The organism is Pseudomonas mendocina, from assembly GCF_900636545.1.
Lineage (GTDB): Bacteria > Pseudomonadota > Gammaproteobacteria > Pseudomonadales > Pseudomonadaceae > Aquipseudomonas > Aquipseudomonas mendocina.
Genome location: NZ_LR134290.1, coordinates 3082210 through 3106918, shown reverse-complemented (window position 1 = coordinate 3106918; position 24709 = coordinate 3082210). Strand labels below are relative to the sequence as shown.

At 63.7% G+C, this 24709-nt stretch carries 20 protein-coding genes; 6 read left to right on the top strand and 14 right to left on the bottom strand.

The window, feature by feature from the left end; all coding sequences use genetic code 11:
• Positions 1 to 102: 102 nt before the first annotated feature.
• Positions 103 to 1074: a cysteine synthase A gene (cysK, locus tag EL191_RS14320; protein ID WP_041980923.1), complete on the top strand. Its 972-nt coding sequence runs from the start codon at positions 103 to 105 to the stop codon at positions 1072 to 1074.
• 74 nt (positions 1075 to 1148) lie between these two features.
• Here the strand turns inward: cysK and EL191_RS14315 are convergent, their stop codons facing one another.
• Complete coding sequence (locus tag EL191_RS14315; protein ID WP_041980924.1) at positions 1149 to 2039, bottom strand: DMT family transporter; 891 nt, start codon at positions 2037 to 2039, stop codon at positions 1149 to 1151.
• A 223-nt stretch (positions 2040 to 2262) separates the two neighbouring features.
• Between EL191_RS14315 and aceK the strand changes: the two genes are divergently transcribed.
• Both aceK and EL191_RS24660 read left to right on the top strand, forming a co-directional pair.
• Positions 2263 to 3981 (top strand): bifunctional isocitrate dehydrogenase kinase/phosphatase, encoded by a 1719-nt coding sequence (gene aceK, locus EL191_RS14310; RefSeq protein ID WP_041980927.1) that lies wholly within the window; start codon positions 2263 to 2265, stop codon positions 3979 to 3981.
• Positions 3982 to 4068: 87 nt separating this feature from the next.
• Positions 4069 to 4200 carry a PA1414 family protein gene (locus EL191_RS24660; protein ID WP_017362870.1) on the top strand — a complete coding sequence of 44 codons (132 nt, stop codon included), beginning with the start codon at positions 4069 to 4071 and terminating at the stop codon, positions 4198 to 4200.
• Between the two features lie 6 nt (positions 4201 to 4206).
• Here the strand turns inward: EL191_RS24660 and EL191_RS14305 are convergent, their stop codons facing one another.
• The 10 genes from EL191_RS14305 to EL191_RS14260 all read right to left on the bottom strand — a co-directional run bounded on the left by EL191_RS14305 (position 4207) and on the right by EL191_RS14260 (position 15843).
• Positions 4207 to 4938, bottom strand: a complete 732-nt coding sequence (locus EL191_RS14305; RefSeq protein ID WP_041980929.1) for an MBL fold metallo-hydrolase — start codon at positions 4936 to 4938, stop codon at positions 4207 to 4209.
• 91 nt (positions 4939 to 5029) lie between these two features.
• On the bottom strand, positions 5030 to 6370 hold the full coding sequence (locus EL191_RS14300; protein ID WP_041980930.1) for a purine-cytosine permease family protein: 1341 nt from the start codon (positions 6368 to 6370) through the stop codon (positions 5030 to 5032).
• Positions 6371 to 6548: 178 nt separating this feature from the next.
• Positions 6549 to 8150, bottom strand: coding sequence for a 5-guanidino-2-oxopentanoate decarboxylase (locus EL191_RS14295; protein ID WP_041980931.1), 1602 nt, complete (start codon positions 8148 to 8150; stop codon positions 6549 to 6551).
• 21 nt (positions 8151 to 8171) lie between these two features.
• On the bottom strand, positions 8172 to 9578 hold the full coding sequence (locus tag EL191_RS14290; RefSeq protein WP_041980932.1) for a YjiH family protein: 1407 nt from the start codon (positions 9576 to 9578) through the stop codon (positions 8172 to 8174).
• 72 nt (positions 9579 to 9650) lie between these two features.
• Positions 9651 to 10610: an agmatinase gene (gene speB / locus EL191_RS14285; protein WP_041980933.1), complete on the bottom strand. Its 960-nt coding sequence runs from the start codon at positions 10608 to 10610 to the stop codon at positions 9651 to 9653.
• 146 nt (positions 10611 to 10756) lie between these two features.
• Positions 10757 to 11479 carry a class II aldolase/adducin family protein gene (locus EL191_RS14280; RefSeq protein WP_041980934.1) on the bottom strand — a complete coding sequence of 241 codons (723 nt, stop codon included), beginning with the start codon at positions 11477 to 11479 and terminating at the stop codon, positions 10757 to 10759.
• The gene (locus tag EL191_RS14275) at positions 11476 to 12990 is read right to left on the bottom strand and encodes an amino acid ABC transporter permease/ATP-binding protein (protein WP_041980935.1); all 1515 of its coding nucleotides are present in this window, start codon (positions 12988 to 12990) and stop codon (positions 11476 to 11478) included. The genes EL191_RS14280 and EL191_RS14275 overlap by 4 nt, the downstream gene beginning before the upstream one ends.
• Positions 12991 to 13099: 109 nt before the next feature.
• Positions 13100 to 13906 (bottom strand): ABC transporter substrate-binding protein, encoded by an 807-nt coding sequence (locus EL191_RS14270; protein ID WP_041980936.1) that lies wholly within the window; start codon positions 13904 to 13906, stop codon positions 13100 to 13102.
• 44 nt (positions 13907 to 13950) lie between these two features.
• Entirely contained in the window at positions 13951 to 14991 is a 1041-nt protein-coding gene (locus EL191_RS14265; protein ID WP_041980938.1) for an isopenicillin N synthase family dioxygenase, read from the bottom strand.
• Between the two features lie 9 nt (positions 14992 to 15000).
• On the bottom strand, positions 15001 to 15843 hold the full coding sequence (locus EL191_RS14260) for a sugar phosphate isomerase/epimerase family protein (protein WP_041980939.1): 843 nt from the start codon (positions 15841 to 15843) through the stop codon (positions 15001 to 15003).
• 317 nt (positions 15844 to 16160) lie between these two features.
• Between EL191_RS14260 and EL191_RS14255 the strand changes: the two genes are divergently transcribed.
• The 3 genes from EL191_RS14255 to EL191_RS14245 all read left to right on the top strand — a co-directional run bounded on the left by EL191_RS14255 (position 16161) and on the right by EL191_RS14245 (position 19425).
• The gene (locus tag EL191_RS14255; RefSeq protein WP_013716150.1) at positions 16161 to 17054 is read left to right on the top strand and encodes a LysR family transcriptional regulator; all 894 of its coding nucleotides are present in this window, start codon (positions 16161 to 16163) and stop codon (positions 17052 to 17054) included.
• Between the two features lie 117 nt (positions 17055 to 17171).
• Entirely contained in the window at positions 17172 to 18737 is a 1566-nt protein-coding gene (locus EL191_RS14250) for a methyl-accepting chemotaxis protein (RefSeq protein WP_013716149.1), read from the top strand.
• A gap of 94 nt (positions 18738 to 18831) precedes the next feature.
• Positions 18832 to 19425, top strand: coding sequence for a tRNA-uridine aminocarboxypropyltransferase (locus EL191_RS14245; RefSeq protein ID WP_026042121.1), 594 nt, complete (start codon positions 18832 to 18834; stop codon positions 19423 to 19425).
• 45 nt (positions 19426 to 19470) lie between these two features.
• Here EL191_RS14245 and EL191_RS14240 read toward each other — a convergent pair whose 3' ends face one another.
• From EL191_RS14240 to EL191_RS14230, 3 genes are all read right to left on the bottom strand, one after another.
• Positions 19471 to 20829, bottom strand: a complete 1359-nt coding sequence (locus EL191_RS14240) for an HlyD family type I secretion periplasmic adaptor subunit (protein ID WP_013716147.1) — start codon at positions 20827 to 20829, stop codon at positions 19471 to 19473.
• 12 nt (positions 20830 to 20841) lie between these two features.
• A complete protein-coding gene (locus tag EL191_RS14235; RefSeq protein WP_085982473.1) occupies positions 20842 to 22992 on the bottom strand; it encodes a type I secretion system permease/ATPase in 2151 nt (716 codons plus the stop codon).
• Positions 22993 to 23083: 91 nt separating this feature from the next.
• Positions 23084 to 24439, bottom strand: a complete 1356-nt coding sequence (locus tag EL191_RS14230) for a TolC family outer membrane protein (RefSeq protein WP_041980940.1) — start codon at positions 24437 to 24439, stop codon at positions 23084 to 23086.
• Positions 24440 to 24709: the final 270 nt, after the last annotated feature.

Sequence of the window (24709 nt, the reverse complement as noted above, 5' to 3'; positions counted from 1 at the left end):
TCGATGGACTACGCTCACGCCGATCTGTTCGGCTGGACTGCTGTCGCACCTGGGCATAGGCTGATGCTCTTGTTCGTCATTTCACCTGCTAAGGAAGGGACCATGAGCCGCATTTTCGCTGACAACTCCCAGGCCATCGGCAATACGCCGCTGGTGATGATCAACCGCCTGGGACCGAAAGGCGTGACCATCCTCGCCAAGATCGAGGGGCGCAATCCGGCGTATTCGGTCAAGTGCCGCATCGGCGCCAGCATGATCTGGGATGCCGAGGAGCGCGGCGTGCTCAAGCCGGGCATGACCATCGTCGAGCCGACCTCCGGTAATACCGGCATCGGCCTGGCCTTCGTCGCTGCCGCACGTGGCTACAAGCTGGTGCTGACCATGCCGTCCTCGATGAGCCTGGAGCGGCGCAAGGTGCTCAAGGCCCTGGGCGCCGAGCTGGTGTTGACCGAGCCGGCGAAGGGCATGAAGGGCGCGATCGAGAAGGCCAACGAGCTGGTGGCCGCCAACCCTGACTACTACCTGCCGCAGCAGTTCGAAAACCCGGCCAACCCGGCCATCCACGAAAAGACCACAGGGCCGGAAATCTGGCGCGACACCGAAGGCGCCATCGACGTGCTGGTCTCCGGCGTCGGCACCGGCGGCACCATCACCGGCGTTTCGCGTTACATCAAGCAGGCCCAGGGCAAGCCGATCCTCTCGGTAGCGGTGGAGCCGGTGAGTTCGCCGGTGATCAGCCAGACCCTGGCGGGTGACGAGGTCAAGCCGGCCCCGCACAAGATCCAGGGCATCGGCGCAGGCTTCGTGCCGAAGAACCTCGACCTGGCGATGGTCGATCAGGTCGAGCAGGTCGATGACGACGAAGCCAAGGCCATGGCCCTGCGCCTGATGCGCGAGGAAGGCATCCTCTGCGGGATTTCCTGTGGCGCGGCGATGGCGGCGGCGGTGCGTCTGGCCGAGAAGCCGGATATGCAGGGCAAGACCATCGTGGTGATCCTGCCGGACTCCGGGGAGCGTTATCTGTCCAGCATGCTGTTCAGCGATCTGTTCACCGAACAGGAATTGCAGCAGTAAGACCTGATTTTCTTGCGAGCAAAGCCGCCTTCGGGCGGCTTTTTCATGGAGGCGCTCAGTGCGCGTAGCGCAGCCTACGCCTTGGCTACGCCAGGCCTGACCACTAGCCAGAGCGCCAGGGCGATCAGTACGCAGCCGGGCAGGTAGTCCCAACTCAGTGGCTCATCCAGCAGCAGGGCGCCCCACAGTACGCCAAATGGCGGAATCAGGAAGGTGGTGGTGCTGGCCCTGATCGGCCCGATATCGGCCAGCAGGCGGAAATACAGCACATAGGCGAACGCCGTGCAGAGCAGGCCAAGACCGGCCAGTGACAGCCATACTTCGAGGCCGCCCCAGCTGGGCGGTGGTTGCAGCGCCAGGCTTCCGATGAACGGCGGTAGCAGGAACAGGCTGGCCCCGGCCAGGCTGGCGAAGGCGGTCAGACGGTTGTCCAGGCCGCCCTGCTGGCCGATCCAGCGCCGGGTCAGGAAGCCGGCGAAGCCGTAGCAGGTGGTGGCTACCAGGCAGGCGCCGGCGCCGAGCAGCAGTTGCAGGTCGAAGGCCACCGGCCCGGTGCGGGTCAGCACCGCCACACCGAGCAGGCCGAGAAATACGCCCGCCGCCTTGCTTGGGGTGATGCCCTCATGGAAGAACAGCGCACCGATCAATACGCCCATCAACGGCGTGGTCGCATTGAAAATCGCCGAGTAGCCGGCCGGCAGGATGAGCGCCGCCAGGCAGTACATGGCCGAAGGCAGGCCGGCATTGATCACGCCCAGGCCCAAACAGATGCGCAGCTTGCCGCGAAAGTCCCAATTGCTGCGCAGCAGCATAAGCACGGCAAGTAGCCCGAGCGTGCCGAAGCTGGCGCGAAAGAACGCGGTCGGCATACTGCCGAGGACCGGTGCGGCAACGCGCATGAACAGGAAGCTGGCGCCCCAGATGGCGGCGAGCAGCAGCAGGCGGAGCAGGTCGGCGGTACGCAAGGCGAAGTATCCGGCAGGGTGGGGCCGAGAGTGTTGCCGCTAGGCGGGGTTCTGGCAATCCGCATGGCGCTTTCGAATGTTTGGCCAGGGCGCTGCTGCAGCGAAGCTGTGGGAGAGGCTTCAGCCGCGATGAGCAATCGTGGAGGTTTGGCGATTCCCGGTTGCATCCAGGCCAGCGTTGTCGGCTAATCTCGGCTGACTACTGTACGGACGAGGCACATGTATGGGGCAACAATGGCCAGCCGGCGAGATCGCTCGCCTGATCCTCGACGGCTTCGACGATTACCGCGAGCATTTTCGTCAGATCACCGATGGAGCCCGCGTACGCTTCGAGCAGGCGCAGTGGCAGGAGGCGCAGCAGGCCTCGGCGGCGCGGATCAACCTGTATGAAGAGAAGGTGGCGCAGACCCGCGAAGGTCTGCTCGCCGGCTTCGATCAATCCTTGCTGGACGTGGACCTGTGGCCGCTGGTCAAGAGTGCCTATATCGGCCTGATCGACCTGCGCTTCGACGACGAGCTGGCGGAAACCTGGTTCAACTCGATCTTCTGCAGCCTGTTCAGCCATGACCAGATCAGCGATGGCTGCATGTTCATCCATACCACCCGCCCCTCGCTGCGCAACCAGCCCAGCGCTGCGCAGACGCGCAGCTATCGGCCTGCTGGCGAGCTGCATGCGACGCTGCAGGCGATCTTCGAGGATTACCGTTTCGATGTGCCTTACGAGGACCTGCCTCGTGACCTGCAGCGCCTGGAAGAACAACTGCGTGCCAGCCTGCCGGACTGGGTGTGCAAGGACCCGGAGCTGTGCATCGAGCTTTTTTCCTCGGTGCTGTATCGCAACAAGGGCGCCTACCTGATCGGACGCATCTACAACCGTGAGGAGCAGTGGCCGCTAGCGATCCCGCTGTTGCACCGCGAAGGGCGGGGCATCCAGGCCGATGCGGCGATCACCGACGAGGCGGAGGTGTCGATCATCTTCTCCTTCACCCGTAGCTACTTCATGGTGGATGTGGCCATACCTGCCGAGTTCGTCGGTTTTCTCAAGCGCATCCTGCCAGGCAAGCACATCGCCGAGCTGTACACCTCGATCGGTTTCTACAAGCACGGCAAGTCCGAGTTCTACCGCGCCTTGATCGGCCATCTGGCCAGTACCGACGACCGCTTCATCATGGCGCCGGGTGTGCGTGGCATGGTCATGAGCGTGTTCACCCTGCCGGGTTTCAATACCGTGTTCAAGATCATCAAGGACCGTTTCGCCCACGCCAAGACGGTGGACCGCAACACGGTCATCGAGAAGTACCGCCTGGTCAAAAGCGTCGACCGCGTCGGGCGCATGGCCGATACCCAGGAGTTCGCCGATTTCCGTTTCCCCAAGGCCAAGTTCGAGCCTGAATGTCTGGCCGAGCTGCTGGAGGTGGCACCTTCGACCGTGGTGGTGGAGGGCGACACCGTGCTGGTACGTCACTGCTGGACCGAGCGGCGTATGACGCCGCTCAACCTCTACCTGGAAAGTGCCAATGAGGCGCAGGTACGCGAAGCGCTGGACGACTATGGCCTGGCCATCAAGCAGCTTGCAGCAGCCAATATCTTCCCTGGCGACATGCTGCTGAAGAACTTCGGCGTCACCCGCCATGGCCGTGTGGTGTTCTATGACTACGACGAAATCTGCTTTCTCACCGAGGTGAACTTCCGCCGCATTCCGCCGCCGCGTTTCCCCGAGGACGAGATGAGCGCCGAACCCTGGTATTCGGTAGCGCCGATGGACGTGTTCCCCGAGGAGTTCCCGCCGTTTTTGTTCGCCGACATCAAGCAGCGGCAGCTATTCAGCAAGCTGCATGGCAATCTGTACGAAGCTGATTACTGGAAGCAGTTGCAGGAGGCGATTCGCGCAGGCAAGGTGATCGACGTGTTCCCCTATCGGCGCAAGAGCCCGGTAATTTGACCGGGCCTGGTTGAAATCCGGTTTGTCCGGCCTAATCTGATAAGTGAGCCGCTGGCTCTTCCCTTTACTTGGCAGGAGGTCGTACCCATGCTCGCCAAGCTGCAAGAACAACTGCAAGCCCTGTTGCAGGCCCTTGGCCTCGTCCCGCAACCTCAGCCGATTCGTATCAGCGAAGCCGAGCAGGAGCGCCTGCGCCGTGAGGCGCGTCAGCGTCGCTGAAGCCCGTCACATGAGCCGACGGGCGTCGAACCAGGCGTCTATCAGCTCGCGCATCCGCTGCCCCGAGAAACTCGCGAAATGCCCGCCGTGCACGGTGCGTACGGGCAGTTCGCGCAGCCGTGCCAGGCTGCGCGCGTAATCTTCCAGGTTCGAATGGTAGGCATCCTCGATCAGCGGGCCATCGTAGAGGATGTCGCCTGAAAACAGCGTTTGCGTGCTTGCTTCCCACAGGCTAATGCCACCCGGTGAGTGGCCGGGTGTGTGCAGCACCTGCAAGACCCGATTACCCAGATCCAGCACGTCGCCATCCTCGATCAGGCGCGTGGCCGGCGCTGCTCGCACGCGGTATTCGGCGTAGCACAGCGGGCAATCCGGGTGCGCCTCGAACATCTCGTCGCCGACGTAATCCGTGGCCAGGGTATTGGCGCCGTCCGGCGCGGCGAGGATATCGGCTTCGGCCGGATGCACCAGACGCTCATCGAACTCGTGATGCCCGGCGATATGGTCGAAGTGGCAGTGACTGGCGACCGCCAGCAGCGGCTTTTCGGTCAGCCACGGCAGTTGCTCGCGCAGACTTACCAGCCCGGAGCCGGAGTCGATCAGCACGTCATGCTCGCGCCCCTGCACATGCCACATGTTGCAGCGATAGAAGGGGCGTACGTAAGGCTCGTGGATCAGGCAGATGCCGTCGTGGCGGTGCTGCACCTCGAACCAGCGGTCGCGACTGACGATTTTCATGACGGGGACTTGCCTCATTGGCGGGTTGCACCCGCCCTATAGATTCATATGGCGGGAAGGGCGGGTGCAACCCGCCACGATTGTCATCACGCTACGCCAGCTGTGCTCGTGGCACCAGCACCCAGCGACGCAGCACGGCATAGCTGGCGGCGGTGAGCAGGAACACCGGCAGCGAAGCGCCCCAGGCCAGCGGCGAGACCCAGCCCCAGTAGTAGGCCAGCACCGCGCCCAGGCCATAGGCAACGAAGGCCGCCGGGTTGAAACCGTTCAGGTAACGGTAGCGGCCGCCGTCTTCGCTGAGCAGTTCGTCCACCGCGTAGTCGCCCTTGTGGATCAGGAAGTAGTCGGCGATCAGCACGGCGAAGGCCGGGATGAACACGCTGCCGATCACCAGCAGGAAGCTCTGGAAATTGTCGAGGATGCCGGGGATCTGCGAGCCGAGAATCGACAGCACGCCGATGGCCAGTGCCGGTTTCCAGAACGGGGTTTTCGGGCTGATGTTGAGGTACGACAGCGAGGCGCTGTAGACGCACATGACGTTGGTGGTCATCACCGAGAGGAACACCACGATGGCCGCTGGCAGACCGAAGCCGAAACCGGCCAGCAGCACCGCCGGGTCATAGGTCTGCTCCATGCCGGTCAGTACCGAGAAGCCCGACACCGTAGCGCCCAGGCCCATGGCCAGCAGGGTGGCGGCTACATAACCGACCCAGGTGCCGACCGCCGCCACGCCTTGACTGCGGCAGTTGCGGTTGTAGTCGGCGGCCAGTGGAATCCAGGAGAACGCGGTGGCGATGACGATATCGAAGGCGATGCCGGGAGTGATCTGGTTACGCGGCTCGGTCGGCATGGCCAGGAGGCTGGTGAAGTCGAACTTCTGTCCCATCACGTAGAATACCGCGCCGGCCAGCAGGAGCATGCCGATGGCGGCCCAGCGTTCGACCCGCTCGATGCCCAGATGACCGCGCAGGGCGATCAGCAGTACCAGGGTTTCGCAGAGGATGGTGAACAGCGGCAGGTTGGAGTAACCGGTCAGGTGCTCCACTGCATAGTTGAGGCTCATGCCGGCCAGCAGCGCCTGGATCCAGCTCCAGGCCAGCAGAGTCAGCAGGTTGACCAGCGAGGGCAGCTTGGCGCCGCGCGAGCCGTAGCTGCCGCGTGCCAGCACCATGGTGGTGAGGCCCGAACGCTGGCCCATCAGGCCGACCAACACCAGCGGCAGGATGCCGATGCCCGAGCCGATCAAGACGATGAGCATGGCCTGGGTGAATTTCAGATCCGGTACCAGCAGCATGCCGGTGAGGATGGTGGTGACCACCACGTTGGCGCCCAGCCACAGGGCGATGGTGCCGCCCAGGCCGAGGCTGCGATGCGACTTGTCGGTAGGAGCAAGGCCGTCCTGGCCGAAATGCTGGCTGAGATTCTTGAACATGGAACGACTCCCCGATACTTGATTGTTGGTATTGGTGGGTGGCAGTCAGTGATACAGCTGAGTCTTGTGGTTATGCCCCTAGCCCGGATGCAGTCCGGGGCGGGATGTCGCGGCTAAAGCCCCTCCCACAGGGATACCCTGCTTTCTGTAGGAGCGGCTTTAGCCGCGATTGATCTAGTCAGGGATGAAAGGGTGCGGCCTCCTGCACTTCGATGATCAAAGGGCGGTCTTCAGGCGCGCTGCGCAGCAGCTCGGCCAGATGGGCGTGGTCGCGCGCACGCTCGGCGGCGCAGCCAAAGCCCCGGGCGATGGCTAGCAGATCCGGGGTGTAGATATCGACGGCAATCGGGGTGATATCGCGGCGTTGCATGTAGCGCTTGATCTCGCCATAACCGGCGTTGTTCCACAGCAGCACGATGATGCCGACCCGCGCTTCCACGGCGCTGGCCAGTTCGGCGATGGTGAACTGGATGCCGCCATCGCCCATCAGGCTGATCACCGGTCGCGCCGGCTCGGCCAGCCTGGCGCCGATGGCTGCTGGCAGGCCGTAGCCGAGGGTGCCGTAACCGGTGGAGGCGTTGAACCAGCGCCGCGCGCCGTCCAGCTCGACCAGATGATTGCCGCTGTACACGGTCTGCGTCGAATCGCCGACGAAGCGGGTATCGGGCAGGGCATCGAGGATGCAATCGAACAACTGCCGGTAGTGCGCCCAACCACTGAAATCTTCGGCCAGACGCTCCTGCACGGCTGCGGTACGCTGGGCCCCGGGACTGTGTTCGCCTGGCTGACGGGGATCGAACTCGGCCAGCAGCATGCGCATGGCCAGGCGCGCATCGCCCTGAATCGCCAGGTGCGGGGTGAAGTTGCGCTGCAGTTGCTGGCCGTCGATGTCGACGCGAATCAGCCGGCCAGGCAGGCGGAAGTCGCCGTCGAACACCACGTCGTAGTCGGTCTCGCCCAGCTCGGTGCCGATGGCCAGTACCACGTCTGCTTCCAGCGCCAGGTCGCGCACAGGGCGCAGCGACTGGTTGCTGCCCAGCAGCAGCGGATGGCCCGGCGGAAGCAGGCCTTTGGCGTTGATGGTCAAGGCTGTCGGTGCATCCAGCGCGGCAGCCAGGGCGCGCGCCTCGGCCTCGGCGGCGACGCAGCCACCACCGAGCAGCAATAACGGGCGTTCGGCCTGCTTGAGCAGCCCGGCGGCCTCGCGGATCAGCGCGCGGTTCGGCGCCGGGCGGCGTACCGTCGGGCGCGGCGCCAGGGTCATGTGCGAGGCGTCGGCGGTGATGATGTCCAGCGGCAGCTCGATGTGCACCGGGCGTGGCCGCTCGCCTTCGAACACGGTAAAGGCGCGGGACAGGACTGCGGGCAGCTCCTCGACGCTCATCAGCGTGTGGCTGAAGGCGGTGACGCCTGCGGTCATCGCCCTCTGGTTGGGCAGCTCGTGCAAATAGCCCTTGCCCAGGCCCAGGCGTTCGCGCTCGTTGACGCTGGAGATCACCAGCATCGGGATCGAGTCGGCGTAGGCCTGGCCCATGGCGGTGAGGATGTTGGTCATCCCCGGCCCGGTGATGATGAAGCACACGCCAGGCTTGCCCGAGACGCGCGCATAGCCGTCGGCCATGAAGCCGGCACCCTGTTCGTGGCGCGGGGTGACATGGCGGATGCCGCTGTGCGGCAGGCCACGGTAGAGCTCCACGGTATGCACGCCGGGAATGCCGAACACGGTGTCGACGCCCCAGGCTTCGAGTTGCTTGACGAGAAATTCGCCGCAAGTGGTCATGGTCAGGTCCTTGTGTCGACGTCAGCCAACGATCCAGTGCGCCATCAGCGCGATGATCGGCAGGGTGATCAGGGTGCGGATGATGAAGATGACGAACAGCTCCAGCAGGTTCAGCGGCAGCTTGGCCTTGAGGATCAGCACGCCCACTTCGGACATGTAGATCAGCTGGGTCAGCGACACGCAGGCCACCACGAAACGGGTCAGCTCACTTTCGATGCCCTTGCCCAACACGGCCGGCAGGAACATGTCGGCGAAACCCACCAGCATGGCCGGCGCCGCCTTGGCCGCTTCCGGCAACTGCAGGGCTTCGAGCAGTGGGACGAAGGGGTAGGACAGCCAGCTGAAGATCGGTGTGAACTCGGCAATCGCCAGGGACACGGTGCCGATGGCCATCACCAGCGGCAGCAAACCGAGCCAGATGTCGACCACGTTGTGTACGCCGATCTTCACCATCTGCACGGGAGAGGGATTGGCATTGGCGCGCTGGACCGCTTGGGTCAGGCCCCAGCGCAGCAGCGAGGTGCCAGCCGGCACGTCTTCCTTAATCTGCTTGCCGACGCCGGCGACGTACTCGTCCTTCTTCCATGACAGCGGCGGGATACGCGGGGTGATGATGGCGGCAGCGAGGCCAGCGACCACCACGGTCAAGTAGAAGGGCACGAACAGGTGGTCGAGCTTCATGAAGCTGGTGATCAGCAGGCTGAAGGCGATCGAGGCGATGGAGAAGTTGGTGGCGATCACCGCCGCCTCACGGGCGCTGTAGAAACCCTTCTGGTACTGCTGGGCGGTGATCAGCACGCCAACGGTGCCGGAGCCAAGCCAACTGGCGATGGCGTCGATGGCCGAGCGGCCCGGCAAGCCGAAGATCTTGCGGAACACGTTGCGCACCAGGGTGCCGCAGAACTCCATCAGACCGTAGTCGGTGAGCAGCGGCAGAATCAGGCCGGCGACCAAGAAGAAGGTGATCAGTACCGGAGCCAGGTCTTTCAGTACCACGCCGCCAGTGTTGGCGCTCCAGACCCATTCAGGGCCGAACTGCCAGAAGGTCATGGCTGCGAACAGCGCGCCGACCACGCGCAGGCCGAGCCAGAGTGGGTGGAGGTTGAACAGATCATCCAGCGCGCGGCGTTCTGTGATCCAGCGCGGCTTGAGCAGGCTGCCAAGTATGCCCAGTACCGCCGAGAGGATCAGCAGGGTGGTTGCAATGGCGGGCAGATGGTCGTTGACCGCAGCCTTGAGCGCGTCGGCCATGACGCCGAGGCCGATGGTTACCTTCTCCTCATAGACGATGGGAGTCAGAAACAGCAGCACGCCGAGCAGTGACGGGATCAGGAAGATCAGAAACTGGCGCAGGCTATAGGGTTGCGCGACACGGTCGGTGACTGGTGGCTGCTTATTCAGTGTTGGAGCAGCGTCTTCGTGATTCATAAGGGCACCCTAATTGTTGTTGTTTGCCGGGTGCCTTCAAGGACACCCGTGCGGGTATTGAAAAGCCGTGGGTCAGCGACGCTGGACTCCAGGAAGCACGCAGAGCATTTCGTAGAGCAGGTTGGCGCCGAGCAGCGAGGTGTTGCCGGTGGTGTCGTAGGGCGGGGAGACCTCGACCAGGTCACCGCCGATCAGATCCAGGCCTTGGCAGCCGCGGATGATCTCCATCGCCTGGATGGTGGTCAGGCCGCCGATTTCCGGGGTGCCGGTACCGGGCGCCCAGGCCGGGTCGATGCCGTCGATGTCGAAGGACAGGTACACCGGGCCGCCGCCGACCTTCTCGCGCACCTCGGCCATCAGCGGCGCCAGCGACTGGTGCCAGCACTCTTCGGCCTGCACCACGCGGAAACCCTGCTTACGACTCCAGTTGAAGTCCTCGGCGGTATAGCCCTGGGCGCGCAGGCCGATCTGCACCACGCGCTCACTGTCGAGCAGGCCTTCTTCCTGGGCGCGGCGGAAGGTGGTGCCGTGGGCGATCTTCTCGCCGAACATGTGATCGTTCACGTCGGCGTGGGCATCGACGTGCACCAGGCCGATCTTGCCGTACTTCTTGTGCAGGGCGCGCAGGATTGGCAGGGTGATGGTGTGGTCGCCGCCCAGGGTCAGCGGCTTGATGCCGAATTCGACGATCTCGTCGTAGGCCTCTTCGATGATGCGTACGGCGTCGAGCAGGTTGAAGGTGTTGATCGCCACGTCGCCGATGTCGGCCACGTTCAGCGAGTCGAAGGGGGCGGCGCCGGTGGCCATGTTGTACGGGCGGATCATCACCGACTGGGCGCGAATCTCGCGCGGGCCGAAGCGGGTGCCGGAGCGCAGCGAGGTGCCGATGTCCAGCGGCACGCCGACGAAGGCGACGTCGAGCTGGCGTTTTTCCTCGGTGCTCTGGATGTGGGGCAGGCGCATCATGGTGGCGATGCCGCCGAAGCGGGGCATTTCATTGCCGCCCAGGGGCTGGTGAAAGGTCTTGTCCATGGGTAGGCCTCAGGCTCGTTCTGGTTGTGGCCGGAGTCTTGACCGGCCAGGCGTTTGGAAAAATCGGCTGGGGCAAAAACTTACTTCAGGATTACCTAAAGTAAGGCTGCAAGCCGCGGTTCATAAGGGTTGGCGGGGTGTGCTCATTAGTCGCGGTAGCTGGGGTCGAGGCGATCGAGCTTGCGTAACCAGGCCTGCCAGATCAGTTGGCGCTGCCATTCGGCGCCCTGCAACTGCTCGCAGGCGTGCTGCGCCAGGTGCGCGGGTATCTCGCTGCAGGGCTGACCACCGCCAGTGGCAGCGAGCTGGATCTCGCAGGCGCGGTTCAGGTAATGCATGACATAGAAGGCATCGGCGACGCTGGCACCGACGCTGAGCAGGCCGTGGTGGCGCAGCAGCAGGGCGATGTTGTTGCCCAGCGAGGCCTGGATACGCACGCGCTCGTCCAGATCCAGCGCCACGCCTTCGTAGGCGTGATAGCCCAGGCGCCCGTGGAATTCGGTGCTGATCTGGTTGAGCTGCAGCAGACCGGCGTCCTGCGCGGCCACTGCCATGCCTGCCAGCGTGTGGGTGTGGATCACGCAGTGAGCGTCGTCGCGGGCCATGTGCACGGCGCTGTGGATGGTGAAACCGGCGACGTTGTAGTCGGCGTTGCCCTCGACCACCTTGCCGTGCATGTCCACCACTATCAGGTCGCTGGCGCGGATCTCCTCGAAGAACAGGCCGAACGGGTTGATCAGAAAGCGCGGCTCGCCGTCGCCCGGCAGGCGCACGGAAAAGTGCGTGTAGAGGGTGTCGTCCCAGCCGAACAGGGCGGCCAGGCGATAGGCCGCAGCCAGGTCGCGGCGCAGGGTGGCGATGTCGTTCATGCATTCTCCAGGCCGATGAAGCGGCGTACGCGTTCGTGGTTGCCGGTGCGGATGGCGTCGGGCGAGGCGTCGAGCTGGACGTGGCCGTTTTCCATGAACAGCACGCGGTCGGAAATCGACAGGGCGAAGTCCATCTCGTGGGTGACGATCAGCATGGTCATGCCCTCGCGGGCCAGGTCGCGGATCACCGCGAGCACGTCGCCGACCAGTTCCGGGTCGAGCGCCGAGGTGGGCTCGTCGAACAGCATGATGTCCGGCTTCATCGCCAGGGCACGGGCGATGGCCACGCGCTGCTGCTGGCCACCGGAGAGCTGGTGTGGGTACTTGTTGGCGTGGGCCAGCAGGCCGACCTTGTTCAGCAGCGCCAGGGCCTGCCGGCGCAGGTCGGCGGTATCGCCCAGGCCGTGGTAGCGCGGCGCGAGCAGCACGTTGTCGAGAATGGTGCGGTGCGGGAACAGGTTGAAGCTCTGGAACACCATGCCGATGCGCCGCACGCCTTCGCGCTGGCGACGGTTCTCGGGGCGGTCGCCGGCCTGGATGAAGGCTTCGCCGAACAGCACGATCTCGCCTTCGTCGATGCTCTCCAGACCGTTGACGGTGCGAATCAATGACGTCTTGCCGGAGCCGGACGGGCCGATGATGGAGATCACCTCACCGGGCTGCACGCTCAGGTCGATGCCCTTGAGCACATGGTGATCGCCATAGTGCTTGTGGATGTTGCTCAGGTGCAGCGCCGCCGGGGCGCCGGGCTGGCGCGCCTGGGTACTGCTGGCCGTTATCTGCGGTAGGCTGCTGCGTAGTTCTGTGACCTGTGCGTCGCTTAGGGTGCTCGGCTTACGGCGGCCCAGGTCGAGGTGGCGCTCCAGGTACTGCAGGCCCCAGCCGAACAGGCTGACGATCAGCACGTAGTACACGGCCACCGCGCCGAGGGTTTCCAGCACCAGGAAGTTCTGCGCGTAGAGGCGCTGGCCGACCAGCAGCAATTCGCTGAGGGAGATCACCGAGACCAGTGAGGTCAGCTTGACGATGGTCACGTACTCGTTGGTCAGCGTCGGCAGGGCGATACGAAAGGCCTGCGGCACCACGATCAGCCGTTGCGCACCGAGCCGGCCGATGCCCAGGGCGCGGGCGGCCTCGCGTTGACCCTTGGCTACAGAGAGTAGGCCGCCGCGGTGGATCTCCGCCATGTAGGCGGCTTCGGTCAGCACCAGGGCGAACAGGCCGGCATAGAAGGGGTTGGACAACACCTTGCCGCTGGCCGGCATGAGTTGCGGCAGGTTGTAAACGAAGATCAGCAGTACCAGCAGCGGTACGCTGCGGAAGAACCACACGTAGATCGCGGCTGGCGCACTGAGCCAGCGGCTGGCGGCCTGCTTGGCACTGGCCAGGCCGAAGCCCAGCACCAGACCGAGCAGCCAGGCCAGGCTGCTGAGTTTTACCACCGTCCAGCACGCGGCCCAGAAGGCCGGCATGGAAAACAGGGAGAAGAAATAGCTCCATTCGAACGGCATATGGGGCACCTGCGACTCAAGCCGAAAAAAGGCCGCTGACCGGCGCGAGCACCGGCCAGCGGGGTGAAGCGGTCATGCCTGGGCGGTATCACTCGCCCACGGATTTGTCTCAGGCTTCTTCCAGGTTGTATTTCTTCAGCAGCTCGCTGTACTCGCCGCTGGCCTTGAACTCGTCCAGCGCGGCCTTCAGCGCGTCGAGCAACTGGGCATTGCCCTTTTTCACGTAGATGCCCAGCACCTGCGGGTAGATCGAGCCCTTGGAGCTGATGGCGATGCGGCCCTTGGCGCGCTCGACGATGCGCAGCGAGGCGGCGTCGATCTCCAGGTGTGCCTGGATATGGCCGGAGAGCAGCGCCTGGGTGGTTTCGGCGGTGGTCGGGTACTGGTTGATGGTGATGGCGCCGGCGCCTTGCTCCTTGCAGTAGCCGTCGGAGACTTTCTGCAGTGCCGGAACCCACGAGGTGCCCTGTTGCAGGCCGACGGTCAGGCCGCACAGCTCTTCGGGGGTCGCCGGTTTCTTCTCGGCGTCGCTGCGCACCATGATCGCCGCGCCAGTCTTGGCGTAGGGGATGGCGTCGGCTTTCTCCAGGCGCTCGGGGAGGATGTACATGCCGGAGATGATGGTGTCGAAACGGCCGGCGTCGAGGCCAAGGATCAGGTTGGGGAAGCTGATGTCGCTGAAGCTCGCCTCAAGGCCCAGACGCTTGGCCAGCGCTGCGGAAACCTCCGGGTCGAAGCCGAGCACCTTGTCGCCTTCGTAGTATTCGAACGGTGGGTAGGAAATCTCCATGCCCACCTTCAACTCGCCGCTGGCGAGGGTCTTGGGCGTTTCGGCAGCGTGGGCGCTGGTGAACAGGCCGGCCAGGGTGCACGCGAGGGTCAGGGCGGTAGTGCGCAGCGGGGTACGGGTTGCCATTGTGCTTATCTCCGGATCAGGTTTTGTATTGGCAGCGTGGAAAATCACAGCGCGCTCGGCTGATGCTTGAGGTGGCCGAAGCTGGACGGTGCGCGGGCGCGTTCGGGCAGTTGCAGCTGGCCATCCTCGACGCGCTTCTTCAGGTATTGGTAGGTTTGCAGCGCCTGGCTCCACATGTGCTCGCCGATGCTGATGGTTTCGTAGTGCTGGCCGGTGGCTTCGAACTGCGGCAGCGGGCGGATCTGCGTGTGGTAGTCGCAGGCATAGAAGAAGGGGAAGGAGTAGCGCTCCTGGCTGACCTTGCGTACGCGGTGCGAGGTGGCGACGAAGGTGCCGGCGCTCATCACTTCGAGCATGTCGCCGATGTTGACGACGAAGGTGCCCTCGCGCGGCGGTGCGTCGATCCACTGGCCAAGGTCGTTCATCACCTCCAGCCCCGGGCGGTCGGCGAGCAGGATGGTGAAGCACTCGTAGTCGGTGTGTGCGCCGATGCCGGGGGCGTCCTGGGCATCGCCGTCGAAGGGGTAGTGGATCAGGCGCAGCTTCGACGGCGGGAAGTTGGCCATCTCGTCGAAGGTATTTTCCGGCACGCCGAGGGCCAGGGCGAAGCCGCGGAACAGCGTGCGGCCAAGCTGGAAGATGCGCGCGTAGTAGGCCTGCACCGCTTCCTTGAAGTTGGGCAGCGTGGGCCAGTCGTTGGGCCCCAGCAGCGGCGTGCCGGCCAGCACCAGCGGATTGTCGGCGGGGACTTCGAAACCGATGTCGAAGGCTTCCTTGTGATCCGGCTTGCCAGTGCCGTAGCGCTCCTCGCCCTCGGGCACGAAGCCCTTGTGGCTGGCCGAGGCGCCGATGTAGTGGCGCATCTTGGCGTCCAGCGGCTGGGCGAAGTAGTCCTCGGCGGCGCGGTGCAGGCCGTCGATCAGCGCCTGCTCGATGCCGTGGCCGCTGATGTACAGAAAGCCGACCTCGCGGGCGGCGCGGCCCAGCTCCTCGGCCACGGCCAGTCGTGCGGCCGGGGCGCTGCTGAACAGGCCGGCGATGTCGACCACGGGGATTTCGGTGAAATGCTTGGCGTTGGTGTTCATCACGACTCCTCAGCGACTGGTGAAACGGTGGAAGTGCTGGCGCTCGCAGCGCGCCATCCACTGGTTGAGCTGCCACAGGTCGGCCACCGGCACGTCGGTGAAGGGCAGGTGGTGCAGGTAGCCGTCGGGGCCGAATTCGGGGGTCAGGGTGGTGGTCTGCAGGCCACGTTTTTCCTGGCTGCTCCAGATGCTTTCCCAGTGGCGCTGATGGAAGGCCAGCACCTCGGCGTATTCCGGAGCGCCGGGGTGCGGTACTTGCGGGCCCTGGTCGTAGCCCACGCGGGCCTGGATATGGTCGACCCGCTCGATAAAGGCGGAAAGGTCGTCGGCGGGATCGTCGAGCAGGCGCTCGCAGGTCACCAGCCAGTGGCTGATGTCGCTGGTGAAGCGCAGTTCGGGCACCTGGCGAATCACGTCGAGGGTGACCCAGGGGCTGTACAGCGAGCGGCCACGGTGAATCTCGAAGCACACCTTCAAGCCACTGGCATCGGCCAGTTCGACGGCACGGGCGAAGAAGTCGACCTGCTCGCTCAGCGCCCAGCGATCGTTGCCGGGCAGCACGTTGACCAGGCGTGGGCCGAGTTCGGCGGCCCAGTCGAGCTTCATGCGCAGATCTTCGAGGTGCACCTGCGGGCTGTCGCTCTGACGCGGCAGCACCGGCGTGGAAGTGAACAGAGTGGCGATATAGGGGACGTTCTGCTCGCGCAGCAGGCGGGCATTGATGGCGCGCTGCGCGGCGGTCTCGGGGATGCGCGCTTCGAGTCCGTCGAAGCCGGCACCGAGCGCTTCGTCGAGCGCTTGCTGCCAACTGCCGCGATAACCCCAGAGGGTGCGGAAGATTTCCAGTCGCATGGCCGTCTCCTGGAGAGGGCGAAGGTCAGCGGCAGATTGGCGAAGGGGCGTGGTGTAGCGCCCAGTGGCGTTCGGTTCGGGCCCGGCGCCTGGTTATGGCTGCATTGTTGGCTCAGCGCGCGAATGGGTTAAATCGCATTGAGCAAATACTTAGTTCAGTGATTACTGAACTATCGTGGATGGGGAGTGGGGGCGGCTTCGTCGCGATAATCGCGGCTGAAGCCGCTCCTACAAGAGACTGAACAGCGCGTTCTCTGTATGTCTGCGGGGCTTGCATGGCGCTACACTGGCGCTCCGTTCATCCGCCGTACGCCCCCATGTCCTTTGCCTTGCCCGACCTGAAACTGCTGAAGATTTTCGTCGCCGTGGTGCGCCACCAGGGCTTCGCTTCTGCGCAACAGGAACTGAATCTGTCCACTTCCGCCATCAGCACCTACATGAGCCAGCTGGAAAGCCAGCTCGGTATCGTGCTTTGCCATCGCGGCCGTGGCGGCTTCAGCCTGACCAGCAAGGGCGAGCTGTTCCATCAGGAAACCCTGCGCCTGCTTGGCGAACTGGAAGGCTTCGAGCGTTATTCGGCGGCGCTCAAGGGCGAGCTGCGCGGTACGCTCAACCTCGGCGTGCTGGACTCCACCGTCAGCGACCCGGCCCTGCCGCTGGCCGAGGTGATCGGTGCCTACAGCCAGGAACACCCTGGCGTGCATCTGCACCTGTCGGTGATGAGCCCTTACGAGCTGCAGTTGGCGGTATTGGACAACCGCCTGGATCTGGCCATCGGCGCCTTTTCCACACGCATGAACGGCCTGGTCTATCAGCCGTTGTACCGTGAGCAGCACTGGCTGTACTGCAGTGAACGGCATGCCTTGTTCGAGCAGCGGCGGATTCCCGAGGAGCTGATCACCCAGCAACGCATGGTGGGCCGTGGCTACTGGAGCCAGGCCGAGTTGGCGCGCCATGGTTTCAAGCACAGTGCGGCGACCGTCGAGTCGATGGAGGCCCAGCTGATTCTGGTGCTTTCCGGCGCCTATATCGGCTACCTACCTGAGCATTACGCCCAGCACTGGGTGGATCAGGGCAAGCTGCGCGTTCTGTTGCCTGCTGTCTTTGGCTACCAGGCTCCGTTCTCCCTTATCCTGCGCCGCGGGCGCACCCGCGAGCCTTTGATTCAGACCTTCCGCGATCTGCTGAAGACGCAACTGAATCAGAACTGAAACAGTGTCGCCTTTCTTCTCCGAAAGGCGTACAGCCTAACGCTGGCGCGCTTATTAGGCTGTGCTAGTACTTATTCATACGTCTGCCTCAACTCCAACGCCACCAGGGAAGCCTAGATGCGCCAGAACCTGCCCGTGACTCAGCGGGAAAGAACCTTCCCCGCGGAAGAACGCCTGATTTCCACCACCGACCTCAACAGCAAGATCACCTACTGCAACGATGCTTTTGTCGAGATCAGCGGTTTCACCCGCGAGGAGTTGATCGGCCAGCCGCATAACCTCGTACGACACCCGGACATGCCCCCTGCGGTGTTTGGCCATATGTGGGAGACGATCAAGCAGGGCAAGCCCTGGATGGGGATCGTCAAGAATCGTTCGAAGAACGGTGACTTCTACTGGGTCAGTGCCTATGTCACACCGGTCTATGAGAACGGTCGCATCGCCGGCTACGAGTCGGTGCGCTCCCTGCCGACGGAGGCGCAGAAGCGGCGTGCCGAGACGCTTTATGCTCGTCTGCGAGCGGGCAAGTCGCCGGTGCCGAAGCTCGAGTACTGGACTTATGATCTGGTGCGCTCCTGGCCATTGATTGCAGCGTCATTACTGATCGTTGCGGCGCACTGGCTGATCTCGGGCTGGCCGCTGATGGTGTTCATCCTGCTGACGCTGTTCGCCCTTGGGTCTTATCAGCTGTACCGCACTCGCCAGCTCATTCGTCGGACCTTGGCCGAGCATCCGAAAGCCTTCACCAGCGGCCTCGTGGCGCTGACCTACAGCGATAATCGCGGTGCCCAGGCGTTGCTGGACATGGCGATGATCAGCGAGGAGGCCCGTTTGCAGACGGCGCTGACGCGGCTGGAAGATGCCGGCGAGAACGTCAAGAAGCGCGCCACCCAGTCTGCAGAATTGTCGCGCTCTGGCGCGCAGTTGCTTGACCAGCAGCGGGCAGAAACCGACCAGTCGGCGACAGCCATCAACCAGATGGCGGCGACCATTCAGGAGGTCGCACACAACGTACAGAACACCTCGCATGCCGCCGAGGAGGCGGATCGCCTGGCGCGGGAAGGGCGTGACCTCGCCGTGGGGAGTCTCGATTCCATGCGACAGATGGCCAAGGCCGTCAACGATATCGGGCAGGCCGTCAACGAGTTGGCCAATTCCACCCAGTCCATCGGCAGTGTGGCCGATGTAATCACCTCGATTGCCGAGCAGACCAACCTGCTGGCGCTCAATGCTGCTATCGAGGCGGCGCGCGCAGGTGAGCAGGGTCGTGGTTTCGCCGTCGTGGCCGATGAGGTCCGGTCGCTGGCTTCGCGCACGCGTCAGTCCACCGAGCAGATCCACCAGATCATCTCCGACTTGCGTGCCGGGGCCGAGCGTGCCGTGTTGACGGCAGGCAAGGGCGAGGAAATCTCCCGCGGCAGCGTGCAGAGTGTGGAGTCGGTGCGTGATGCGCTGGAGGGCATCAGCTCGGCGGTAACTCGCATTACCGGCATGAGTCAGCAAATGGCTGCGGCTTCCGAAGAGCAGAGCCATGTGGCGGACGATATCAGCCGGCAGATCACTCGTATCGCTCAGCTTTCCGACCACAGTGCCGGCCAGGCGCATCAGGGCGCGGCCATCAGCCGTGAACTGGAGGAAATGGCCGACTACCTGCACAGCCTGGCAGAGCGTTTCAATCGCTGATGCTGCCGCCCGGGTGCGATCCAGGGAATGATTGGATGTTCCTGGGTTGCATCCGGGCTACGCGTGGGCAGGGCCTTCTGGCAAACTGCACGGTATGCCTCGTCCGACCTGTTGCCGTTGTCAGCGTCCCCTCAGTCATTGCCTCTGCCCGCTGATTCCCGATCTCGATAGCCATACTCGTGTGCTCATCCTGCAGCACCCGAGCGAGGTCGGCCATGCGCTGAATACCGCTCGCCTGGCTGCGCTTGGCTTGCGCAATGCAGAGCTGCGCGTCGGGGAGGTGTTCGAGGACCTGCCGCAACTGCTCGAACAGCCTGACTATCGAGCCTGCCTGCTGTTTCCTGGTGAAGAGTCCGTCGCCCTTGGCGCTTATGCGCCTGACGAGAAACCCTTGTTGTTGGTAGTGCCAGACGGTACCTGGCGCAAGGCGCGTAAGCTGCTGCACATGAACCCGTCATTGGCGGCGTTGCCACGGGTCAGCCTGGATAGCGCTGCGCCGTCGCGTTATCGCCTGCGCAAGGCGCCGGAAGAGGGTGTGCTATCGACCATCGAGGCGATCGTTGCGGCCCTGGGTGCACTCGAGGCGCCACGGGGTTTCGAGGCATTGCTGCGGCCATTCGATGCCCTGATCGAGGGGCAGATAGCGGCGATGGGAGAAGAGGTCTTCATTCGCAATCACCGGCGCTAACGAGGTGCGCACAGCGCCCCCTACGCAAGCCTGCACGGCAGGTATTCAACGTTCGCGCATGGCTTCCGAGCGGGCCTTGAGCACGGGCTTGAGCAGGTAGGCCAGCACGCTCTTTTCACCGGTAATGATGTCCACGGTGGCGACCATGCCGGGAATGATCAGCAACGGGTGTTCGTCGCTGCCGAGATGGCTTTTATCCGTGCGTACCTGGATCAGGTAGAAGCTGTTGCCTTCCTCGTCGGTGATGGTGTCAGCGCTGATCAGTTCAAGATTGGCCTTGAGCCCGCCATAGATGGTGTAGTCGTAGGCGGTGAACTTGACCATGGCTTTCTGTCCGGGATGCAGGAAGGCCACGTCCTGCGGGCGCACCTTGGCCTCGATCAGCAGGCTGTCGTCCAGCGGCACGATCTCCAGCATGTCGCTGCCCGGCTGTACCACGCCGCCGATGGTGTTGACCTTGAGTTGCTTGATCACTCCGCGCACCGGTGAGGTAACGGTGGTACGGGTTACCTTGTCTTCGATGGCGACACTGGTGGCGGTGATCTTCTGCAGCTCGGTGCGTACCTCGTTGAGCTCCTTGAAGGCATCGGAGCGAAAGCTCAGCTCGGATTCGTCCATCTTGCTCTTGATCTCGCTCATCGCCGCTTCGGCGCGGGGGATGGCCAGGTTGGTGGCTTCCAGTGAGCCACGCAGCTCCACCAGGCTACGGCGCAGGCGCAATACTTCGACCTGGGAAATCGCCCCGGAGGCCACCAAGGGTTGCGACATGTTCAGCTCCTCCTGCAACAGCCCGAGGCTGGAGCGGTACTGCTGGGCCTTGGAGCGGAACTCGGCGAGCTCCTGTTCTTTCTGGCGTAGCTGCTCGCCGAGGGTGCGCTGTTCGCTCTGCAGGCGCTGCTGCCTTGAGCGGTACAGGGCCAGTTCGTCTTCGGCCAGTTGTGGCGCACCTTGCGCAATCTGCTCCGGGAGCCTGGGTTCACGCCCCTCGGCCTCGGCGCTGAGCCGTTCCAGGCGGGCCATCAGTGCCAGGCGATCGGCTTCGGTTTCGCCACGGTTCGACAGAAAACGAGTGTCATCCAGCCTCAGCAGCGTGTCGCCCTTGTCCACCACCTGGCCTTCGCGGACGAAGATTTCGCTGACGATGCCGCCTTCGAGGTTCTGAATCACCTGCACCTTGCTCGAGGGAATCGCCTTGCCCTCGCCGGTAGTGACTTCCTCCAGCACGGCAAAGTGCGCCCAGGCCAGCGCGGTGAGCAGGCAGGCGCTGACGGCCCACACCGTGATGCGACTCAACCAGGGCGAATCCTCGAGGATGGCGCCTTCCACTTCCGGCATGAATTCGGTGTCCTGGCGTTTCTCGCGCAGGCTGTCAAGGTAACTGCCGAGGCTCTGAGTGGCTTGCATGGCAGGGCGCTCCTACAGGCTGGCCGGGCCGACGCGGCCCTTGCGCAAGGCTTCGATGACGGCATCCTTCGGCCCATCCGCCACTACATGACCGTTGTCCAGCACGGCCAGGCGGTCGACCAGGCTGAGCATGGAGGCACGATGGGTAATGAGGATCAGGGTCTTGCCCTGGACCCAGCTGTGCAGACGCTGGCGCAAAAGGTCTTCGCTGGTGTTGTCCATGGCGCTGGTCGGCTCGTCGAGCACCAGAATCGGAGGATCGAGCAACAGCGCGCGAGCCAGCAGCACGGCCTGGCGTTGACCCCCGGAGAGCAGTTGGCCACGCTCGCCCACCGGGCGGTCGAAACCCTGCGGATGTTGGCGCGCCAGGTCGACCACGCCAGTTAGCTCGGCGACTTCGAGCATGCGTGTATCGCTGATGTAACGCGCACCGAGGGTGAGGTTGTCGCGCAGGCTGCCGGCCAGCAGCGGCAGGTCGTGGGCGACGTAGCCGATCTGATGGCGCAGGTCGGCAACATCGAGCTGACGCAGGTCGAGGTTGTCGAGCAGGATCTGCCCTTCGTCGGCGCTGTAGAACGCCATCATCAGACGCGCCAGGGTGCTTTTGCCCGAGCCACTGCGACCGATGATGCCGAGCCGCTCGCCGGCGCCGAGGCGTAGGCTGACGTTGTTCAGTGCCGGTGCGCTCTGACCGGGATAGGTGAAGCTGATCTGGCGAACGTCCAGCGCCCCCTTGAGCTGGGTGCGGTCCAGCGGACGCTGTTTGTCCTGGCGCTCCTGAGGCAGGGCCATCAGCGCGTCGGTGCTGGTCATGGTCAGGCGTGCCTGCTGGTAGCGGGTGATCAGTCCGGCGATTTGTCCGAGCGGCGCGAGAATCCGGCTGCCGAGCATGTAGCAGGCCACCAGCGCGCCGACGCTGAGGTTGCCGGCGATGATCAGGTAGACCCCTGAAATGATGGTGGCCATGCCGGCGAACTGCTGAAGGAACAGGGTGCCGTTGGTGGCCAGCGAGGCAAGGAACTTGGCATGAGCGTCCAGGCGAGTGAGGGCGCCATGGGTCTGTTCCCACTGGTGCTGGCGTTCACTCTCGGCGCCACACACCTTGAGCATCTCCAGCCCGCCGAGCGTTTCAATCAGCAGGGCCTGGCGCTGCGAGCCGAGTTGCAGGCTTTTCTGCACCGTATCGCGCAGGCGCACCTGGATGATCCAGGCGAACAGAATGGTGATGGGGAAGGCCAGTACTGGAATGACCACCAGTGGCCCGCCGATCAGGCCGATTACCAACAGCATCAGCAGGGAGAAGGGCAGGTCGATCAGGCTGGTCAGGGTCACTGCGGTGAGGAAATCCCGCAATCCCTGGAAATCATGGATGCTCTGGGCGAAGCCGCCGATGGTCGCCGGCCGCGCCTTCATCGACATACCGGTGATGCGCTCGAACAGCGTGGCGGAGAGCACCACATCGGTCTTCTTGCCGGCGGTATCCAGCAGGTGCGCTCGCAGCACCTTCAGCAGCAGCTCGAAACCCGTGCCGATCAGCAGACCGATGGCCAGCACCCAGAGCGTCGAGGTGGCCTGGTTGGGCACCACGCGGTCGTAGGTCTGCATGACGAACAGCGGCACCATCAGGCCCAGCAGGTTGATCAGCAAACTGGCCAGCACCGCATCGGTGTAGAGCCAGCGCGACAGCTTGAGGGTGTCGCGGAACCAGGCTTCGATGCGCGGCACCAGTGGTGTACGGGCTTCCTCCAGCTCGTGCCGTGGACGCGCGAAGAAGGCCTGGCCGCTGTACTCGGCGGCCAGTTGCTCGCGGCTGACCCACTGCTCGCCGCCATCAGTCTCGCAGGGCAGTATCTGTGCCTGCTGCTTCGGTCCCCATTGGCGCAGCACTGCGCTGCGGCCATCCTTGAGCAGCAGCAGCACGGGCAGGTTGAGCGGCGAAATGCTGGCCAGATCACGCTGCAGCAGGCGCCCCTGCAGTCCGGCCCGTGCGGCTGCGCGGGCCAGCAGATCGGGGCTAAGGCGCTGGGCCGGCAATGGCAAGCCGGCGCTCAGGCTGCCACGACTGACGCTGCAGCCGTGCAACCGACAGAGGATCAACAAACCATCCAACAGCGGATCGTCGTGACTGAGCCGTGGATCACTGGCTGGCCCTGGCCGTTCCATGGTGGTCAATTTCTACTACTCCTCAGAGCCTGTTCAGCCCTTTGCTGCGCGTCGGTCCCGCGGGTATCCGCGCGGGGCCTTCGAGCCGGGATCACTTCATTTCCGGCAAGCGTGCTTCGCTCTTCACTTCGGTGAGGGCTACAGCTTCCGCCGGGACCACGACCTGTTGCTGACGCAGCAGATCCCCCATGGCCGCAACGACGCGGTACATCGAGAACTCTTCGCCGTAGCGAACCTCGGTGTAGCGGCGATTGGCGGTGAACAGTTCGTTTTCGCTGTCGAGCAGGTCGAGCAGGGTGCGTTGTCCCAGGCTGAACTGCTGCTGATAGGCCTCGCGAACGCGGGAGGTGTAGTCCGCGTAGTCACGTGCCTTGGGGGTTTGCAGGCGTGCGTTTTCCATGGCGTTCCAGGCCAGCGAGAGGTTTTCGTTGAGCACCCGCAGGGCATTGTTGCGGATGTCCATCGACTCGTTGATCTGGTGCGCAGCTGATTGCAGGCGAGCCTTGTCGCGCATGCCGTTGAACAGGTTGTAGTTCATCACTACGGCGGCCCGCCATGTGTTGTAGTGGCCTTCGTCGCCCTGCACGTTGTCATCGGCCGAGGTGGCCAGCTCCAGATCGAAGCGCGGGTAGAAGGGGGACTTGGCAACCTCGTACTGCTTCTCGGCAGCGTTGACGTCCGCTTGCGCCGATTTCAGGAAGGGGTTGTTGTCCATTACCGTTTGCCGAGCGGCCATCAGGTCGGCGGGCATGTTGCTCTTGATCGATGCAGGCGCTTCCAACTGATCCGGCAAGCGCCCGACGGCGCTGAAGAAGTTGGCTTCGGCGTCGGCCAGGTTGACCTCTTCGGTGTACAGGTTGTTCTGTGCCAGGGCCAGACGCGCTTCGGACTGGTCAAGGTCGGCGGTGCTGCCCACGCCCTGACGACTGCGCATGCCGATCTGATCGTTGATGCGCTGATGGGCCTGCAGGTTGTTGCGGGCCAGGGCGACCATCTCGCGGCGCATCAGCAGGTCCAGGTAGACCTCGACGGTGCGCAGCGCCAGGCTTTCGGACGTGCCCAGCAGGCGGTAGGCACGGGAGTTGACAACGGCCTGGGTGCGTTCCACTTCGTTGGGCGTATTGAAACCGTCGAACAGCATCTGGCGCAGGCGCAGCTCGGCGTTGCGATAGTTGAGGGTTTCCGTGTTGTGGTCACCCAGCGCTCGGGTGCTGGGACTATCGGTGTTCTGCCTGCCGTATCCGACCAGCAAGTCGACGCTTGGCAGGTAGCCGCCCTTGGCGAATTTCACATCTTCATCCGATGCGAGTCGGCTATTGGCGGCCGCGTGGATCTCCGGATGGTTATCCAGCGTGTTCTGAATGGCTTCCGAGAGATTCATGGCTTGCGCCTGACTGCAAACAGTCGCCAAAAGCATGGCGCTCCACAGCGGGGTTAAGGTGCGCATTGGCGTTTCTCCTGACTGAAGTTCTTATCCTGTCGCCATAAAAATGGCGTTTTTCCATGTCAAACCGTTTCAGGCTTGTAACATCAGAGCTAAGAACAACTTTTGGAGAAGCTAAGATGATTTTTTCACAAGGTATATTCAGAAAAAATCTTATGAACTCTGCGAAAAGCAGCACATTGTTTGAACCTATGAGCTGCTCGGGTCCGCATTTTTCGTGGGCTGTGCAGCTGAAATGGGCAGTCAGGCATCAAATGGGCGGGGATTCAACTG

Excerpts from the sequence above, each read along its gene's own strand:
- EL191_RS14265 (WP_041980938.1), bottom strand. The coding sequence starts at position 14,991 with ATGAACACCAACGCCAAGCATTTCACCGAAATCCCCGTGGTCGACATC.
- EL191_RS14235 (WP_085982473.1), bottom strand. The coding sequence starts at position 22,992 with ATGGAACGGCCAGGGCCAGCCAGTGATCCACGGCTCAGTCACGACGAT.
- EL191_RS14230 (WP_041980940.1), bottom strand. The coding sequence starts at position 24,439 with ATGCGCACCTTAACCCCGCTGTGGAGCGCCATGCTTTTGGCGACTGTT.
- EL191_RS14255 (WP_013716150.1), top strand. The coding sequence starts at position 16,161 with ATGTCCTTTGCCTTGCCCGACCTGAAACTGCTGAAGATTTTCGTCGCC.
- EL191_RS14245 (WP_026042121.1), top strand. The coding sequence starts at position 18,832 with ATGCCTCGTCCGACCTGTTGCCGTTGTCAGCGTCCCCTCAGTCATTGC.
- speB (WP_041980933.1), bottom strand. The coding sequence starts at position 10,610 with ATGGACAAGACCTTTCACCAGCCCCTGGGCGGCAATGAAATGCCCCGC.
- EL191_RS14240 (WP_013716147.1), bottom strand. The coding sequence starts at position 20,829 with ATGCAAGCCACTCAGAGCCTCGGCAGTTACCTTGACAGCCTGCGCGAG.
- EL191_RS14280 (WP_041980934.1), bottom strand. The coding sequence starts at position 11,479 with ATGAACGACATCGCCACCCTGCGCCGCGACCTGGCTGCGGCCTATCGC.
- EL191_RS14295 (WP_041980931.1), bottom strand. The coding sequence starts at position 8,150 with ATGACCACTTGCGGCGAATTTCTCGTCAAGCAACTCGAAGCCTGGGGC.
- EL191_RS24660 (WP_017362870.1), top strand. The coding sequence starts at position 4,069 with ATGCTCGCCAAGCTGCAAGAACAACTGCAAGCCCTGTTGCAGGCCCTT.
- EL191_RS14275 (WP_041980935.1), bottom strand. The coding sequence starts at position 12,990 with ATGCCGTTCGAATGGAGCTATTTCTTCTCCCTGTTTTCCATGCCGGCC.
- EL191_RS14300 (WP_041980930.1), bottom strand. The coding sequence starts at position 6,370 with ATGTTCAAGAATCTCAGCCAGCATTTCGGCCAGGACGGCCTTGCTCCT.
- EL191_RS14305 (WP_041980929.1), bottom strand. The coding sequence starts at position 4,938 with ATGAAAATCGTCAGTCGCGACCGCTGGTTCGAGGTGCAGCACCGCCAC.
- aceK (WP_041980927.1), top strand. The coding sequence starts at position 2,263 with ATGGGGCAACAATGGCCAGCCGGCGAGATCGCTCGCCTGATCCTCGAC.
- EL191_RS14260 (WP_041980939.1), bottom strand. The coding sequence starts at position 15,843 with ATGCGACTGGAAATCTTCCGCACCCTCTGGGGTTATCGCGGCAGTTGG.
- EL191_RS14290 (WP_041980932.1), bottom strand. The coding sequence starts at position 9,578 with ATGAATCACGAAGACGCTGCTCCAACACTGAATAAGCAGCCACCAGTC.
- EL191_RS14250 (WP_013716149.1), top strand. The coding sequence starts at position 17,172 with ATGCGCCAGAACCTGCCCGTGACTCAGCGGGAAAGAACCTTCCCCGCG.
- EL191_RS14270 (WP_041980936.1), bottom strand. The coding sequence starts at position 13,906 with ATGGCAACCCGTACCCCGCTGCGCACTACCGCCCTGACCCTCGCGTGC.
- cysK (WP_041980923.1), top strand. The coding sequence starts at position 103 with ATGAGCCGCATTTTCGCTGACAACTCCCAGGCCATCGGCAATACGCCG.